This window comes from Streptomyces lycii, from assembly GCF_009735685.1.
Lineage (GTDB): Bacteria > Actinomycetota > Actinomycetes > Streptomycetales > Streptomycetaceae > Streptomyces > Streptomyces lycii.
In genome coordinates this window covers 24,231-38,843 of sequence record NZ_WHPN01000256.1, presented here as the reverse complement: position 1 = coordinate 38,843, position 14,613 = coordinate 24,231, and the positions used below count along the sequence as shown (strand labels likewise).

General features: G+C 68.7%; 9 protein-coding genes. 6 read left to right on the top strand and 3 right to left on the bottom strand.

Annotation, left to right across the window (positions count from 1 at the left end; genetic code table 11):
- Positions 1-237: 237 nt before the first annotated feature.
- The 3 genes from GCU69_RS11480 to GCU69_RS11470 form a co-directional block, all read right to left on the bottom strand.
- Positions 238-2,166, bottom strand: coding sequence for an ATP-dependent helicase (locus tag GCU69_RS11480; RefSeq protein WP_170315828.1), 1,929 nt, complete (start codon positions 2,164-2,166; stop codon positions 238-240).
- Positions 2,167-2,228: 62 nt separating this feature from the next.
- A complete protein-coding gene (locus GCU69_RS11475; RefSeq protein WP_156205897.1) occupies positions 2,229-4,235 on the bottom strand; it encodes an ATP-dependent nuclease in 2,007 nt (668 codons plus the stop codon).
- 533 nt (positions 4,236-4,768) lie between these two features.
- Positions 4,769-5,200, bottom strand: a complete 432-nt coding sequence (locus GCU69_RS11470) for a GNAT family N-acetyltransferase (RefSeq protein WP_156205895.1) — start codon at positions 5,198-5,200, stop codon at positions 4,769-4,771.
- Positions 5,201-5,981: 781 nt separating this feature from the next.
- Here GCU69_RS11470 and GCU69_RS11465 point away from each other — a divergent pair.
- The 6 genes from GCU69_RS11465 to GCU69_RS11440 all read left to right on the top strand — a co-directional run bounded on the left by GCU69_RS11465 (position 5,982) and on the right by GCU69_RS11440 (position 14,592).
- Positions 5,982-6,797 (top strand): hypothetical protein, encoded by an 816-nt coding sequence (locus GCU69_RS11465; RefSeq protein WP_156205894.1) that lies wholly within the window; start codon positions 5,982-5,984, stop codon positions 6,795-6,797.
- A gap of 430 nt (positions 6,798-7,227) precedes the next feature.
- Positions 7,228-7,506, top strand: a complete 279-nt coding sequence (locus GCU69_RS11460; RefSeq protein ID WP_456243373.1) for a pilin — start codon at positions 7,228-7,230, stop codon at positions 7,504-7,506.
- Between the two features lie 371 nt (positions 7,507-7,877).
- A complete protein-coding gene (locus GCU69_RS11455; RefSeq protein ID WP_156205892.1) occupies positions 7,878-9,383 on the top strand; it encodes a hypothetical protein in 1,506 nt (501 codons plus the stop codon).
- 6 nt (positions 9,384-9,389) lie between these two features.
- A complete protein-coding gene (locus GCU69_RS11450; RefSeq protein WP_156205890.1) occupies positions 9,390-10,337 on the top strand; it encodes a PrgI family protein in 948 nt (315 codons plus the stop codon).
- Positions 10,334-12,199, top strand: a complete 1,866-nt coding sequence (locus GCU69_RS11445) for a VirB4 family type IV secretion system protein (protein WP_156205888.1) — start codon at positions 10,334-10,336, stop codon at positions 12,197-12,199. Before GCU69_RS11450 ends, GCU69_RS11445 begins: the two co-directional genes overlap by 4 nt.
- The gene (locus GCU69_RS11440; RefSeq protein ID WP_156205886.1) at positions 12,196-14,592 is read left to right on the top strand and encodes a type IV secretory system conjugative DNA transfer family protein; all 2,397 of its coding nucleotides are present in this window, start codon (positions 12,196-12,198) and stop codon (positions 14,590-14,592) included. Before GCU69_RS11445 ends, GCU69_RS11440 begins: the two co-directional genes overlap by 4 nt.
- The last annotated feature ends 21 nt before the right edge of the window (positions 14,593-14,613 follow it).

The following is a 14,613-nucleotide window of genomic DNA, read 5'->3' as shown; positions in this document are numbered from 1 at the left end:
AGAGCGGGGCCACTGTGATGCTCGTTCACCCAGACGCGCCGCATTGGTAATCTCGTCGTCGATCCAGGCGAACGCCCGGCCTTCGCCCACGCGACGATCTCCGGCGTCTTCCAGAACGCACCCTTCCCGCGCTCGCTCCGCGTCGAGGGCCTTGGGGACTGCTGCACGAACAGGTGACACCTTGACCTGCCCCACTGCATCAGACTGACCTGGCGGCTGCCTGGCCGAGCGTGGGATTCAGAACGAGTTCGATGCCTGGTTGAGGATGTCGTCGACGAACTGGGATCGTCCTTCGATTCGTACGCCGTGGTACGGGTCGGTGAAGCGGTCACCGGCTATAAGCACGACTTCGTCCTGGGCCCGGGTGACTGCGACATAGAAGTTACGGCGTTGCTCCTCGAGGGATCTGGTCGGCAGGTTTTGGTTCGCGAAGTAGAAGGGCATGAGGCCGTCGACCAGGCCGGGAAGGACTACGACCGAGAATTCTCGGCCCTTGGCGCTGTGGTAAGTAGTCAGCACGATGCGTCCGGGGGCACGTTCGCCGGCAAGTTCCGCCATTGTCAGGCCGCTTGCCGCCGCAGTTCGGAAATCACTCGGTGCTTGCTGGTCTCGAAGATCGGGAGCGAGGCTGGCTAGCTGGTCGACACTGAGGTGCGCGAGGAGGCGGTCGAGGAAGGCCGTCGTGTCATCCTCCGCGGCTTCGCGGTCGGGGGCATCGAGCAGTGTCAGGAGATCCCGGGCAAGGCTGCGCGGTGTTTCCTCCTCCAGGGTGATACCCGCGGCCTGTCGGCGGTGATGCCATGTGGAAGCTAGTTCTCGGACAGTTTTGGCCTGTTGCGCCGACGTCCGCCGCCGTTTGGGCTCCGACGGCGAATCCGTGGCACCTCCAGCCTCGCCATCAGGAGCATGCGGCGGCAGGTCCTCAGGACCGGGTACAGGGCCGGCCAGTCGGCGAGCGGTGCAGGCGGAGACGAAGTCGGCGAGAGGTCCGCTGGGGATCTTGCGGGTGCGCTCCATGTCGCAGGGCAGGTCGGCAGTTTGGAGGGCCTTGATGAGGTGCTCTAGGAGGTTCTTGTTGCCCGGATAGAGCACGGCAATATCTTCGGGCAAGGTGCCTGCTGCGATTCGCTGGCGAATGACGTCGACGGTGCGTTGCGCGTGGTCAACGAGATCTCTGTCGTCTTCATCAGAGATTCGTTCGAGGGTGACGGTTCCGGGTGCTTCCTGATCCGGATCGGCTCTGTAGCCGGGGTCTCTGCCCAGCACGCCGCGGCCTGCGGCCACCAGGTTTCTGCCGCTACGGAAGTTCACCAGTAGCTGGACGGTGGTGAAGTCATCTCGCTCGTGGAGTTCCTTGAAGTATCGGATGTCGGCGCCCTGGAAGGCGTACATGGTTTGGTCGGGGTCGCCGACGGCGGTCACATGGACTCCGGCCATGAGGAGTTCGGTGACCACGGAGTGCAGCACGGGATTGAGATCTTGATATTCGTCGACGACGAGGTGGGGGAATCGGGCTGAGAGCATGTCGCGGGCGGGCTCGCTGGCCCGGAGTACAGCCAGTGCTCGGCCTGGCATGGCGTCGAAGTCCCAGCATCCGCGGTCGATCAGAGAATGCTCGTAGAGGTGTACGGCATTCACGTATTGGCGCTGGTAGCCCTGCAGGTTATGTCCGGCGGCCATGAGACGCCGGATCTTGGTTAGCAGAGCTTCTGGCTTGTCCTTCACCGGCAGGCCGGCCGTGTACGTGGCTTGGGCCCAGAGTTTGTTGGCTTCGGTATCGCTGAGAACAGGCAGGTCGTCGGCGTACGGCACGGTAGTGAATCGTGCGTACGGCCGCAGAATGTGGTGTAGGCAGAAGGCGTGCACGGTGCGGCTGGCCAGGCGGCGGCCGGGGCGCATGCCCAGGATTCGCAGTCGGGTGCTGACTTCGGCGGCTGCTGCATCGGTGTAGGTGATCGCGGCGACCCCGCGGTGAGGACTGGTAGTCGCCAGAAGTTGGCCGACGCGGGCCACGAGAGTGCGTGTCTTCCCCGCACCTGGGCCAGCCACGAGAACCAGGTTGCCTTGATGGTGCACGGCCTGGCGTTGTCGCGGATGCAGATCGGCGATCTCCTGGGCCAGGGCCGGTGGTAGCCGGAGCGATGCCGGGGCCGGTTTCAGCTGCACGGTGTGTTCCGGGGGCGGAGTGAAGGTGCCTGCCGCTGGCTCACGGACGGGTGGAGCAGAGATCATGTACTCGTCCCCTGCTCGCCAGGAAAGGATCCACTGGTCTCTTCAAGGGTGGGGACCAGGGGCAGATTCTCGTAGCGGCGGCGCAGATCGTCCAGGAGCGCCAGCAGCGGTCCGCAGCCAGGCAGACCCAGCAGGTCTGCCTGGCTAACGGCTTGTTCAGCGGAGACACTGAGCAATTTCCGGATCTGAGTGGGTAGATCGAGTTGCTCGACGTGGGTTGCAAGCCGCTGGGCGAAGCGGCCCTTGCTGACAGGATCCCGCTCGATACGGGAGACGATGGCGTCGCGCTGGGGGGCGGTAGAAGATCCAGCAGAGACCTGATCCACGGCCTTGGCGAAGTTCTCGCGACGTCTCCGCCCGTTAGCGAGTTCGTTGAATGTGGCTTTCATCTCCTTGCCCAGCAGCGGTGCAAGGTCGGTCTCCAGGGTGTCCGGGCCCACGAAGATGCCGAAGCCCGCGGCGGTGGTGACAAGATCCTTGCGCCCCATCCGCGAACCTCCGGTGCCCGGAAGGTTCTGTTCCTGTAGAACGCCCAAAGCTTCCTCATACGTATCGGCCGTGTCTGCGTCGGCGAGGACCGTCAACAGGTCGAGGGCACGCTTCAGGCCCAGTTCGCGCCGGTACTTCTCCTTGTTCTCGGTGTCGACGGCGTCGCCGTCGGTCAGGACACTGAAGGGGCGGTTGAAACCGGAGGGGCCCAGAAGTTTTGCGTAGGGAGCAAAATCCGTTCCGTCGATGCTGGCGACGACGATGCCGTGGGCGTCAAGGTTGAACCCGGCAGATCGGGCGAGTGCAGGCAAGACATAGGTCTCAGCGATCCCTTCAACTAGAACGACGCCTTGTGCGAAGAGCAGTTCTGCCCGGTTGACGTTGAGGTACCGCTGCAGGTCCACTCGCTCGGGCGCCGTGAGTAGGTCGGAGGACATGACACGCGCCTCGGACCCAGCAACGCCATCTAGCAAGAGCACCAGGCTGGGCAGCGGGGTTACAGCGGCGATATGCGGACTGTGGGTAGTCAGCAGCAGGCGGTTGGACTGGGCGAGTAGGTGGGCAAAAAGGTGCCGCTGCAAGGTGGGGTGTAGATGGGCCTCTGGTTCCTCGACCGCCAGCAGGGTGTCCTCGCCATTTAGGGCCCCCCGGCGCAGGCCCAGCCACTCCAGCAGGAGCCCCAGGTAGAGCACGTTGGCGGTGCCCGTTGAGGTCCGGTCAACGCCCCTAGCGGCAGATGGGTCGATGAACAACCGGATGCTGCGCAGCAGATCTTCATCGCGCCCGATGAAAGCCAGTGACGGATCGAGGTTCAGCCGGGGTCCGGCCATGGTGGTCACGCGCGCCCGAATCAGGTCGGCGACACGCTGGACGTTGGAATCGCGGCCGAGATCCTCTCGCGCGTTGCGTATCGCCTCCAGTGTCTTATCGATGCTGGTCTGTGATGGGGGAAGCTCGCGCAGCAGTCTCGTCAGAGGGCTGCGGTCTGGGCGCGCGAAGTCGCTCTCGGCATCCCGCAGTGCTGGCAGAACCGACAATGCGGCATATTTCTTCGCGCCGAGCATGCTGTTGCTCGGGTCCGTGCCGCCGAAGATGGTCCATTCGTAGTCGTTCGGTGTCAGCGGCTGGGCCTCCTCCTCCTCACCCAATAGGAGCGCCGCCGATTGCTTCGGCCGGAACAGGTATGTGAGCCGGGCCGTAAGCGGATCCACGCTCACGATGGCCCCGTCGAGTTCGCTCCGCGCATCGGGATCGTCCTCAAAGCCGCAGAGTTCGATTTCCACAGTGACCTCCGCCCCCTCGGCCAGGGTGGGAGAGCCGTCGTGGATATCCTCCGACAGCAGCTCCCGGCGCCGGTCTGGCAGATCTGGATCAAGAACCAGTCGCAGGGCGTGGAGCAAGTTGCTCTTGCCTGCACCATTCTCGCCGACGATCACAGTCGGCGTTGGGAACGGATCTATGACCAGGTCCCTGAAGTTGCGGAAGCTCCGGATACGAAGGCGACGAAGCTGCATCGTTCTCCTGGTTCATCGGCGAAGTACTCCTGGCAGTGACGCTCATCCCATGCCTTGGCGACCTGCCAAAGAGGCGGCACCATGCTATGGCAGAGATGCCCTCTTGAGGCCCAGTTTCCCCCCACATCCTCCGGCGAAGCGACAGCTCGCGAGCGGGACGGAACAGTACGCTGTTGGGTAGGCGCCGCCCAGTACCAGCCCGATGCCCTGGAAACCGCGCGCACCCCTTGACCACGGAAACAGCCCTACCGGAACCGCGTCCTCGAACTTGGCCGTCGCGCAGTCCAACAGGGGGTTTCGCCAACGCTCGCGTGTGGAATTCCCGGCACCTCGACGTATGGCATGGTCCCGTTCGCTCCAGCTGGTATGGCCGTACAGCACCCGCAGCGTGCTCACCCCGTACGACTGGGTTCGCTGTCAAGCGCCTCGATTGGATGGTAGAGATCAGCTTCGGCAGCGGTTGGCGATCCATGGGCTCGCTGATGTTCACGAGAAATGACGGCGTAGCCGTATCCAGGAGCAGGTACGAGCACTCACTGAACGTGTTTCATGATCATCAGCTTTTGGGGATCCGGGAAGGGGACGAAACCGACCTTGGCGTAGACCTCGTGGGCATCGAGCGTTGACAGAAGAATTCGCTTGGGTTTGTAAGGCTCCAGATGGTCACGGATCACGGCGGCCAGCCAGGTACCGAGCCCCATGCCGCGGTGCGTTGGGTCGACGTAGACGTCGCAGAGCCAGGCGAAGGTCGTCAAGTCGGTGACCACGCGTGCGTAGCCGCTCTGGGCGCCGTTGACGCCATAGAGGCCGAAGTTGAGAGAAGCGCGGATGGACTGCTCGACTGTTTCGCGGCTGCGGCCCAGGGCCCAGAAGGCGTCGGTCGAAAGCCAGTGGTGGACCAAGTCGATGTCGAGGCGGTCCGGATTGGTATCGACCTCGTAGCCGTCTTTCCTGCGCGTAATCATGATCATGATGGTAGTTCTGGGCGCCGCTTCCAGGCAGCCAGCGCATCGGAGGCCCACCGCCCCAGGTGGGACCGGTCACCCTGCTTCAGCCAGCCTTGGCCGGTTGCCACCTGGCATGTCTCGGCATACCTGACGATCGGTACGGGACAACCCCTAACCTATGGGTATCGGCCAGCATTTTCGCTGGTCAGCGGCTATCGAGCCAGTGGCGAGCCACCTACGAACCACCGCCGGGCCGCATGTCCGTTGTTCTTCCTCCCCGGGTGAGGCCTGGTAGTCGCCGGGCTGGCCAGCCGAGGTGGAGGGCCCCATCACCGAGGCAACGAGATCCCGTGGTGCCGTGATGATCACTCCATTGGGGTGCTGCGAGGGAACGCAGCGTGCCATCGGCGAGCACGAAGAAGTCTCCGTCGGGTGTCCCCGGGCGCGCCACCCCATCCGCGTCGGGCTTCGGCTGACTCCCAGCGCCGATCTCCCCTGCGAGCCAGCGGTTGTCTCCTCGGTGGCACGCATCTGCTGTCCCTTGATCTTCACTGGCGACGCTCGCGGTTTTCGGCACAAGCCGGCCGCCCAGCAGGAGCGGGACGAGAAATTCTTAGGTTCGAATCCGGTCTCAGGGACTCGGCAAACGTGCTGCTCAGCCAGGGCGGTCCGGTTACGAGCCATCGCACGGACCGGGCCAGGGAACCGGTGTTCGCGCGGCGGCGGCCCGGGCGTGGCACGGCGGGGTGACAGCGGTGGAGCAGACGTTGTCCACCGCGCCCCGCAAGGAGCATCTGCCATGCACTCCACCGCACGTCCTTCCCGCCACCGCGTCGCCTGTACGCACCCCGCCGGCCGCTCGCCGCTGGGGGCCTTGGAAGCGTCCTTCCTCGCGCTCGGCACCGCTCCCGTCCCCCTGACGCTCCCCGCGCACCTGGTCTGCGAGGACCCGGAGCAGCCCGTGCTGACCGTCGATCAGGTGCGGGTCCGCCTTGCTTACCCCGCCACCTCACCTGCGCTGCGCGCACAGACCTGGCGCGAGGTGGTTCGCCGGGCTCAGCGAATCGGCCGGCCGTGGGACACGGTGGCGGTCGCCATGGCCGTACCGGTTCTGCGTCGGATGCTGGCCCGGTTGGCGCGCCCGGCCCATGTGGAGCGGGCGGAAGTCGAGCAGGAAGCCCTCGCCGCGGTCGCCGCCGCTGTGCCGGTTGTGGACGTGGACACCGCTGATGTGGGGCGGGAGCTGTTCGCCGCAGCCGACCGTGCGGTGCACCGGCTGGTGTACGCCGCGCGTCGGCGCGCCGAGCGGGAGAGCGGAACGCTGACCGCGTACGTCGGCCGACTCGCATCTTCCGGGAGCCATGCTGAGTGCTGGAATTCGACTCCCGCCACCGAACCCGGTGAGGCGGGGGACGAGTACGCGGTGCTGGCCCAGGCGGTCAGCACTGATGTCGTCGGCCTGGCCGAGGCCCGGCTGATCGCTCGCACGCGGTTGCGGGGCGAGCCGATGCAGCGCCTGGCGGTCGAGCGGGGTGTGAGCGTGCGTCAGCTCTACCGCCACCGCGCCGTCGCTGAGCAGCGTCTCGCCAAGCACCTCCGGGACCGACTGCGCTGACGCGAGTAGTGACCCAGACGGGGGACGTCCCGGCGCGATACGTCAATTTCGGTGCCGTGAATCTCTATCCCCGGTGAGCAGTCCCCCCGGGCGCCATCCAGGTGTCCGGCGGCGGCTGCCGAACCGGGCCCGTCGGACGTTTCACCGGGTCCTGTGCCGCGTGGGGTGAGCACACCGTCTCGTGCTGACACCCGAGGACCTCGTTCCCGCTGCCCGTCAGGAGGACGGCCCCGGTCGAGGGATTCGTGCTCACCCCACTGCGTCATCCCGCACACCGCTGTTCCCCGCTTTTCTGACCCGCTCTCCCTTTTTGCTGTGCCGCTGGAGGTGGCCTGCCATGCCCGCAAGGCTTGATCGCCGACGCCGGTCCCGGGTGGCCGCTACCGGTACCTGGGCGGTCAGGGGCGGTCTCACCGTGCTCTGCGCTGCCTTGCTGCTCCTGGCAGGTACTTCCCGGGGGTGGGCCGTCGCGGACATCCCCACCGTGATCAACAACCTGCGGAACTGGGTGGTCGGTCTCCTCGCGGGACTGGCCACCTTGTTCCTCACCTTCGGCGGTCTGCGTTATCTGATGGCCGGAGGTGATCCGGGGGAAGTCGAGGCGGCCAAGCGGGCGCTGAAAGCCTCGGCCATCGGATACGGCCTGGCGATCCTCGCCCCGGTCGTCGTAACCGTGCTGAAAGGCATCGTCGGAGCGGGAGACGGCTGATGGCCCGCGCGAAACGATCCGCCGGCCGAGCTCTGCCCGTGCTGCTCTTCGCTTTGGTCTTCCTCGTCCTCGGCCTGCCGACGACCGACACCGCAATCGCGCACACGGCGGCTCGGATTCCGTCGGCCCCTGCGGATCCGGAGCCTCGGCCAGAACCGCAGCCCGGCCCTGCGCCCGAGCCCGCACCGGAAGAAGAGCCGGAGCCCGCCCCCGGGCCGACACCCGCTCCGGACCCTCCCGCACCCGACAGCGACCCGTCCCCGCCACGGGAACCGGCTCCCGGTCCGACGCCTCCGGCGTGCGAGGTCGAAGGCTTCTCCTGCGAGCCCCCCGACGCCGAGGTCTTCGGTGGCCTCTTCGACATCCCCGGCATGGTCGTGGACGCGGTCTCCTCGTTCCTCGGCATGCTGATCGAGCAGATCATGAAGCCGGTCCGCGCGTTCCTCGCCGACACGCTCCTGGCGACCCCCGACGTCACCGGGCACGCCGACGTCAGAAGGCTGTGGACGGCGACGCTGGGGATCACGGTCGGGATCTACGTGCTCTTCGTGACCGCGGGCGGCCTCACCGTCATGGGTCACGAGACCATGCAGAACCGCTATGCCCTCAAACAAGTCGTGCCGCGTCTGCTGGTGGGAATGGTCGCAGCCGCCTCGTCCCTGACCGTGATGGGCAAGGCCATCGGCTTGTCGAACGCCCTCGCGCACGCGATCACGGATACCGAGATGTCCGATGCCGGGCACGGACTGGTCGAACGCGCCATCCCGCTCGCGCTTTTCGACGGCCCCGCGTTCAAGCTGTACCAACTGTTCCTGGCTCTGCTGATGCTCGCCCTCGTGGTGGCGGTCCTGATCGGCTTCATGGTGCGCATCGCCGTGATGGCGCTGCTGGCCGTCTGCGGGCCGCTGGCCCTGGCCTGCCACGCCCATCCGCTCACCGACCCGGTCGCACGGCTGTGGTGGCGGGGCCTGGGCGGGTGCATGGTGGTGCAGATCGCGCAGTCGACGACCTTCGTGCTGGGCTTGAAGCTCTTCTTCGCTCCTGGCGCCGCCGCCCTGGGCATCCCGAAGATGGACCAGTTGGGCACCATGCTTGCCGGTCTCGCCTTGTTCTGGGTGCTGTTCAAGATCCCCGGCTGGACCATGCAGGTCGTGCTGCGCGGCACCCCGGTCAGCAGCCCGCACACGCCGGCCCCGGTGCGGATGCTCAAGCACGCGGCGATGTACCGGCTCATGGACACCTACCTGCCCGGCGTGAGCCTCCTCAGGCGCCGTCCCGGTGGCGGTGCTGGAGGCGGCCGAGCCGGATTCGGCCGAGGAGGTGGCGGAGGCCCGGGAAGCGGAGGTGGTCGCCCCGGACGCGGCGGAAGATCAGGGCTTCGTCCGCCGGGTCCCGCTCCCAGACGTGGTGGGGGTGGTCGAGCCACCGACCCGGCGTCGCCGGCCCGTGGCGGTCCCGGTCTCGGCCGTTCTGCCGCCCGGACCCGTACCGCTGGCGCGCCCGCCGGACACGCTGCCCCGCCCGCGCGCCGCGTGCGGCGAGCCGTCGCCACCTCGCCCGCCCCGCCGAAAGGCCCCCGCTCCGTGATCCATCCAGCCCAAGCCCGCCGGACACGGCAGCTCGCTCTCCCGATGACCGTCCAGCGCCTGCCCGCCCGACCGTCCAGACCGACGCAGCTGTGGCTACCCGTCCGGGCCGAGCGCGTCCCGGCCTCTCGGCCGTCGGCTCCCACCCCGTCGGCGACACCGGCACCGGGCCGCCCGGCACCAACACCTCGTACACGCCAGATGACGCTTCCCATTCGCGCCGAGCGCGTACGCATGCGCCCGCCGCGTCCCATGCAGCTTCGGTTGCCCCTCGAACCACCCGGGAGATGACCACCCATGAACAGCCCCGACGATGCTGACGCTCCGTACGCCACACGCATCCCCGCCGACATCTCTCGACCCGACCAGTTGCTGGGCCCGTTCACCGCCCGGCAGACCGCCGTCCTGGCCGTCGCGGCCCTGGTGCTGTACGGCGGCTGGTGGGCGGCCCGCCCCGTCATGGCGCCGCTCACCTACCTGGTCTTGGTCGTGCCCGTCGCGGGGGCTGTGGCCGCTCTCGCGCTCGGCCGGCGAGAGGGCATCGGCCTGGACCGCTTCCTGCTCGCTGCCCTCTCCCACGCCCGCACCTCCAAACGCCGGGTCCACGCGCCTGAAGGCGTCCCGCCCTTGCCCACAGCCGTCCCCGCTCACTGGGCACGGGCCGCGGGGCCGCCCCCGGCGCCGATGCCCGCCCTCTACGACGGCATGACACCGGAGGGTGTGCTCGACCTGGGTGAGGACGGCAAGACCGCTGTGGCGACGTGCTCCACGGTCAACTTCGAGCTGCGCTCCGCGGCCGAACAACAGGCTCTGTCCGCATCCTGCGCCCGCTGGCTGAACTCCCTCACCGGCCCCACCCAGGTACTGGTGCGCTGCCACCGCATCGATCTGGCCCCGCTCGCCGACGCCCTGCAGCTCGGTGCCGCGGGACTGCCGCACCCTGCGCTGGAGCGGGCCGCCCGCGCCCATGCCGACTTCCTCGCCGAGCTGCCCATGGGCGACAACCTGCTCGGACGGCAGGTCCTGCTGGCCGCCCGCGAGGAGGCACCGGCGCGCGGCATGCGACGAAGCACCGGTGAGGGACGCGCGCTCCAGCGCCTCGACGAGGCCGCCCGTGCACTGGCCTCCGCCGAGATCGCCGTCACGCCCCTGGACGCCGAGCAGAGCACTGACGTGATGCGCGCGGCCTGCAACCCCGACTTCCCCGCCGGCCCCGGCGGCCCATCGGAAGGTGACTCCGCATGACCCGACTCTTCACGGGCCGCCGCCCTACGACCCAGCCTCCGTCCCTCGACGGTGCGGAACTGCTCGACGCGGTCGGCCCCGAGGCCATCGAGGTGCACGCCCGTACCCTGGCCGTCGGCGGCCACCTGGCCTGCACGCTGGTGGTGACCGGATATCCCGCCGAGGTGACCCCCGGCTGGCTGGCCCCGCTGCTGAACTTCCCCGGCCACCTCGACATCGCCCTGCACATCGAGCCCGTGCCCAACCCGGTGGCCGCCGCCGGACTCAAGAAGCAGCGGGCGCGCCTGGAGTCCGGCCGCCGTGCCGGTCTCGACAAGGGACGCCTGGACGATCCGGAAGTCGAGGCCGCCGCCGCGGACGCCGCCGAGCTCGCCTACCGCATCGCCCGCGGCGAGGGGAAGCTCTTCCACGTCGCCCTGTACCTGACCGTGCACGCCCCCGACGAGGACACTCTCGCCGAACAGGCCGCAGCCGTCCGAGCGACGGCCGAGTCGCTGCTGATGACGGTGGCCCCGACCACTTATCGGGCGCTGCCCGGTTGGCTGGCCACCCTCCCCCTCGGCATCGACACGCTGAAGATCCGCCGCTCGTTCGACACCGCCGCCCTCGCCACCTGCTTCCCCTTCGCCAGTCCGGACCTGCCGATTTCGACCGACACGAACGGCACTCCACAGGGCGTGCTGTACGGACTCAACGCCGTCTCCGGCGCCCCGGTGCTGTGGGACCGCTTCGCCCAGGACAACTACAACTCCATCACTCTGGCCCGCTCGGGCGCCGGCAAGTCCTACCTGGCCAAGCTGGAACTGCTGCGGCTGCTGTTCACCGGTGTAACGGCCTCGGTGATCGATCCCGAGAACGAGTACGTCCGCCTGGCGGAAACCGTCGGCGGGGAGGTAATCGCGCCCGGCGCCGACGGCGTCTGCCTCAACCCGTTCGACCTCCCGCCGGCGACGGATGACGCGCAGGACGTCCTGACCCGGCGCGTCCTGTTCCTCCACACGTTCCTGGCCCTCTTGCTGGGCACCGAGGCGACCACGGCGGAGAAGGCTGTCCTGGACCGGGCGATCATGGCCGCGTACGCACGCGCCGGGATCACCCCCGACGTGCGCACCTGGCAGCGCACCCCACCCCGGCTCGACGACCTCACCGCTGTCCTGGCCGCGGACGGCAGCGGCACGGCGGCGGATCTCGCCGATCGCCTGACCCCGTACACCACCGGTTCGCACGCCCACCTGTTCAACGGCTCCAGCACCTGCTCCGCCAGCGGGCATTTGGTGGTCTTCGCGCTCCGCCAGCTTCCCGACGAGGTCAAGGCCCCGGCCATGCTGCTCGCCCTGGACGCGATCTGGCGGCAAGTCGCCCATCGCGCAGACCGCCGCCGGCATCTGGTCGTGGTGGACGAGGCGTGGCTGCTGATGCGCGACGGGGCCGGTGCCCAGTTCCTGTTCCGCATGGCCAAGGCAGCCCGCAAATACTGGACCGGCCTGGCCGTGGTCACCCAGGACGCCGACGACGTCCTCGCCTCCCCGCTCGGACGGGCCATCGTCTCCAACGCCGCCACCCAGGTCCTGCTGCGCCAAGCCCCGCAAGCCATCGACACGATCAGCGAGAACTTCCACCTCTGTCACGGCGAGCGGGAGTTCCTGCTGCCCGCGGGCCGCGGCGAGGCACTGTTGTCGACCGGCGACCGCCGGCACAAAGTGGCCCTGATCAGCGTCGCAGCGCCGGGCGAACACGAAGTGATCACCACCGACCCGCGTGAACTGGCCGACCAGCTCCTGGACCGCCCCACAGAAGCCACCGACGCCGACGACTTCCACCACGACGAGCTACCCAATAACGGCGCGGAGGGGCGCCCGTGACTCGCGCACCACTCACCGGGTCACCGCCGGGCGGGCCACTGGTGGACTTCCTCACCGACCCGGGCGGCTTCACAGCCGTCATCGGGCGCGAAGCGGTCGCCTGGTTCGTACCGCACGCGCCGCTCCTCCTGCCGTCCTTGGCGCTCGCGCTGGCCGGCGGCTACGGGCTTCGGCGACGCCTGCACCAGTGGCGTCAGCGACGCATGGCCGACGGGGCACGATGTGTCGAAATCCTCGCCCCGCCCTGCGTCGCGCCCAAAGGCGGCGAAGTCCTCTGGGCCCAGCTCTCGGGCCTCCTGCGTCCGTGGTGGCGCCGGATCACTACAGGGCAGCCACACCTCGCCTTCGAATACGCCTGGTCGCCCACGGGCCTCAAGGTCCGGCTCTGGACACCGGGCACAGTGCCGCTGGGGCTGGTGCGCCGCGCTGTCGAGGCCGCCTGGCCCGGCGGACACACCCGCGCCCTTGAACCACCGCCACTTCTGCCTCCGGGGCACCGCGTCACCGCCGGGCGCCTCCGGCCGGCCCGCCCGATCGTCCTTCCGCTACGTACCGACCATGCGACCGACCCTCTGCGCGCGCTGCTCCAAGCCGCCACCGGGCTGGGAGAAGACGAATCCGCGTGCGTACAGATCCTGGCCCGGCCTGCCACCGGAAGCGCTCTGCGGCGAGCCCGCCGTCAGGCCCGCCGGCTCAAAGCCGGGCGCACCCCCGGCCGCCTGCCCGCGCTGACCGCACTCCTCTTCCACCGCGCCCAGCCCACAGCCACGGGAAAGCAGGATCCGGAGCACAGCGCAGCGGTCCGGCAGGCGGCAGTCAAGCTGTCCGGATCGCACTGGCAGTGCGTCATCACCTACGCGGCCACCTGTTCCCCCAAGGCGGAGCGTGCCCAGGACACTGCCCGCGGCCGGGCACACGCCCTGGCCTCCGCCTTCGGTCTGTACGCCGACCGCAACTACCTGGTACGCACCCGCCTCCCCCGTCCCGAGCCGCGTCTCAGCGACCGGACCTTCCCCTCCCGGTCCGCGCTGCTCTCCGTTCCCGAACTCGCCGCGCTCGCCCACCTCCCCCTGGAGCCGGACGCACCAGGCCTCCAACGGGCCGGAGCCCGCTCGGTTCTTCCGCCGCCCTCGGTCGCCGAGCCCGCTCCGGGAAACGGGGTGAAACCGCTGGGCCGGTCCGACACCGGCGCCCGCCGCGACGTCGGCCTCGCGGTCACCGACGCCCGCCACCACCTCCATGTCATGGGCGCGACAGGCTCTGGAAAGTCCACCCTCATCGCCAACCTTGCCCTGGACGACGTCCGCAACCACCGGGGCGTCATCGTCATCGACCCCAAGGGCGACCTCGTCACCGACCTCCTCGACCGCCTCCCCGACACCTGCGCCGACCGGCTCGTCCTCATCGACCCCGACGACCAGCACATCCCGCCCTGCCTGAACGTCCTCGACGGCACGGACATCGACGTCGTCGTCGACAACATCACCGGCATCTTCCGCCGCATCTTCACCGCCTTCTGGGGCCCGCGGACCGACGACGTGATGCGAGCGGCCTGCCTGACCCTGCTCAAGCACCGCGACCGCACCCGCCAACTGGTCACCCTCGCCGACGTCCCCCGGCTCCTGGGCGAGAGCGCCTACCGGCTGCGCATCATCCCCGCCCTGAAAGACCCCGTGCTCCGGGGCTTCTGGGCCTGGTACGAATCAATGTCCGAACCCTCCCGCGCAGCGGTGGTCGGCCCAGTGATGAACAAACTGCGCGCCTTCCTCCTGCGCGACTTCGCCCGCCGCTCCATCGCCGCCGGCGCCTCCACCTTCGACCTCGGCCAGACCCTGGACGGCGGCATCCTCCTCGCCCGCCTCCCCAAAGGAGCACTCGGCGAGGAGACCGCCCGCCTGCTCGGCTCCTTCATCGTCGCCGGCACCTGGCAGGCCGCCGCCGCCCGCGCCCGCACCCCCGAACACCAGCGGGTCGACGCCACCCTGAGCATCGACGAGGCCCACAACTTCCTCACCCTCCCCTACCCCCTGGAAGACATGCTCGCCGAGGCCCGCGGCTACCGCCTGTCCATGCTCCTGGCCCACCAGCACCTCGCCCAGCTCCCCCGCGACCTGCGCGAAGGCATCTCCGCCAACGCCCGCAACAAGATCTTCTTCAACGCCTCCCCCGAAGACGCCAATGCCCTCGAACGCCACACCCTGCCCACCCTGGCCGCCCACGACCTCGCCCACCTCGGCCCCTACCAAGCCGCCGCACACCTCCTGACCGGCGGCGCGGAATCCCCCGCCTTCACTCTCTCCACCCGGCCCTTGCCCGCTCCTGTGCCCGGCCGAGCCGCCGCCCTGCGAACAGCGGCGGCCTCCCGCACCGGGCCGCGGGCGGCCACCTCCTGAAGCCCAGCCCTCCGCACACCC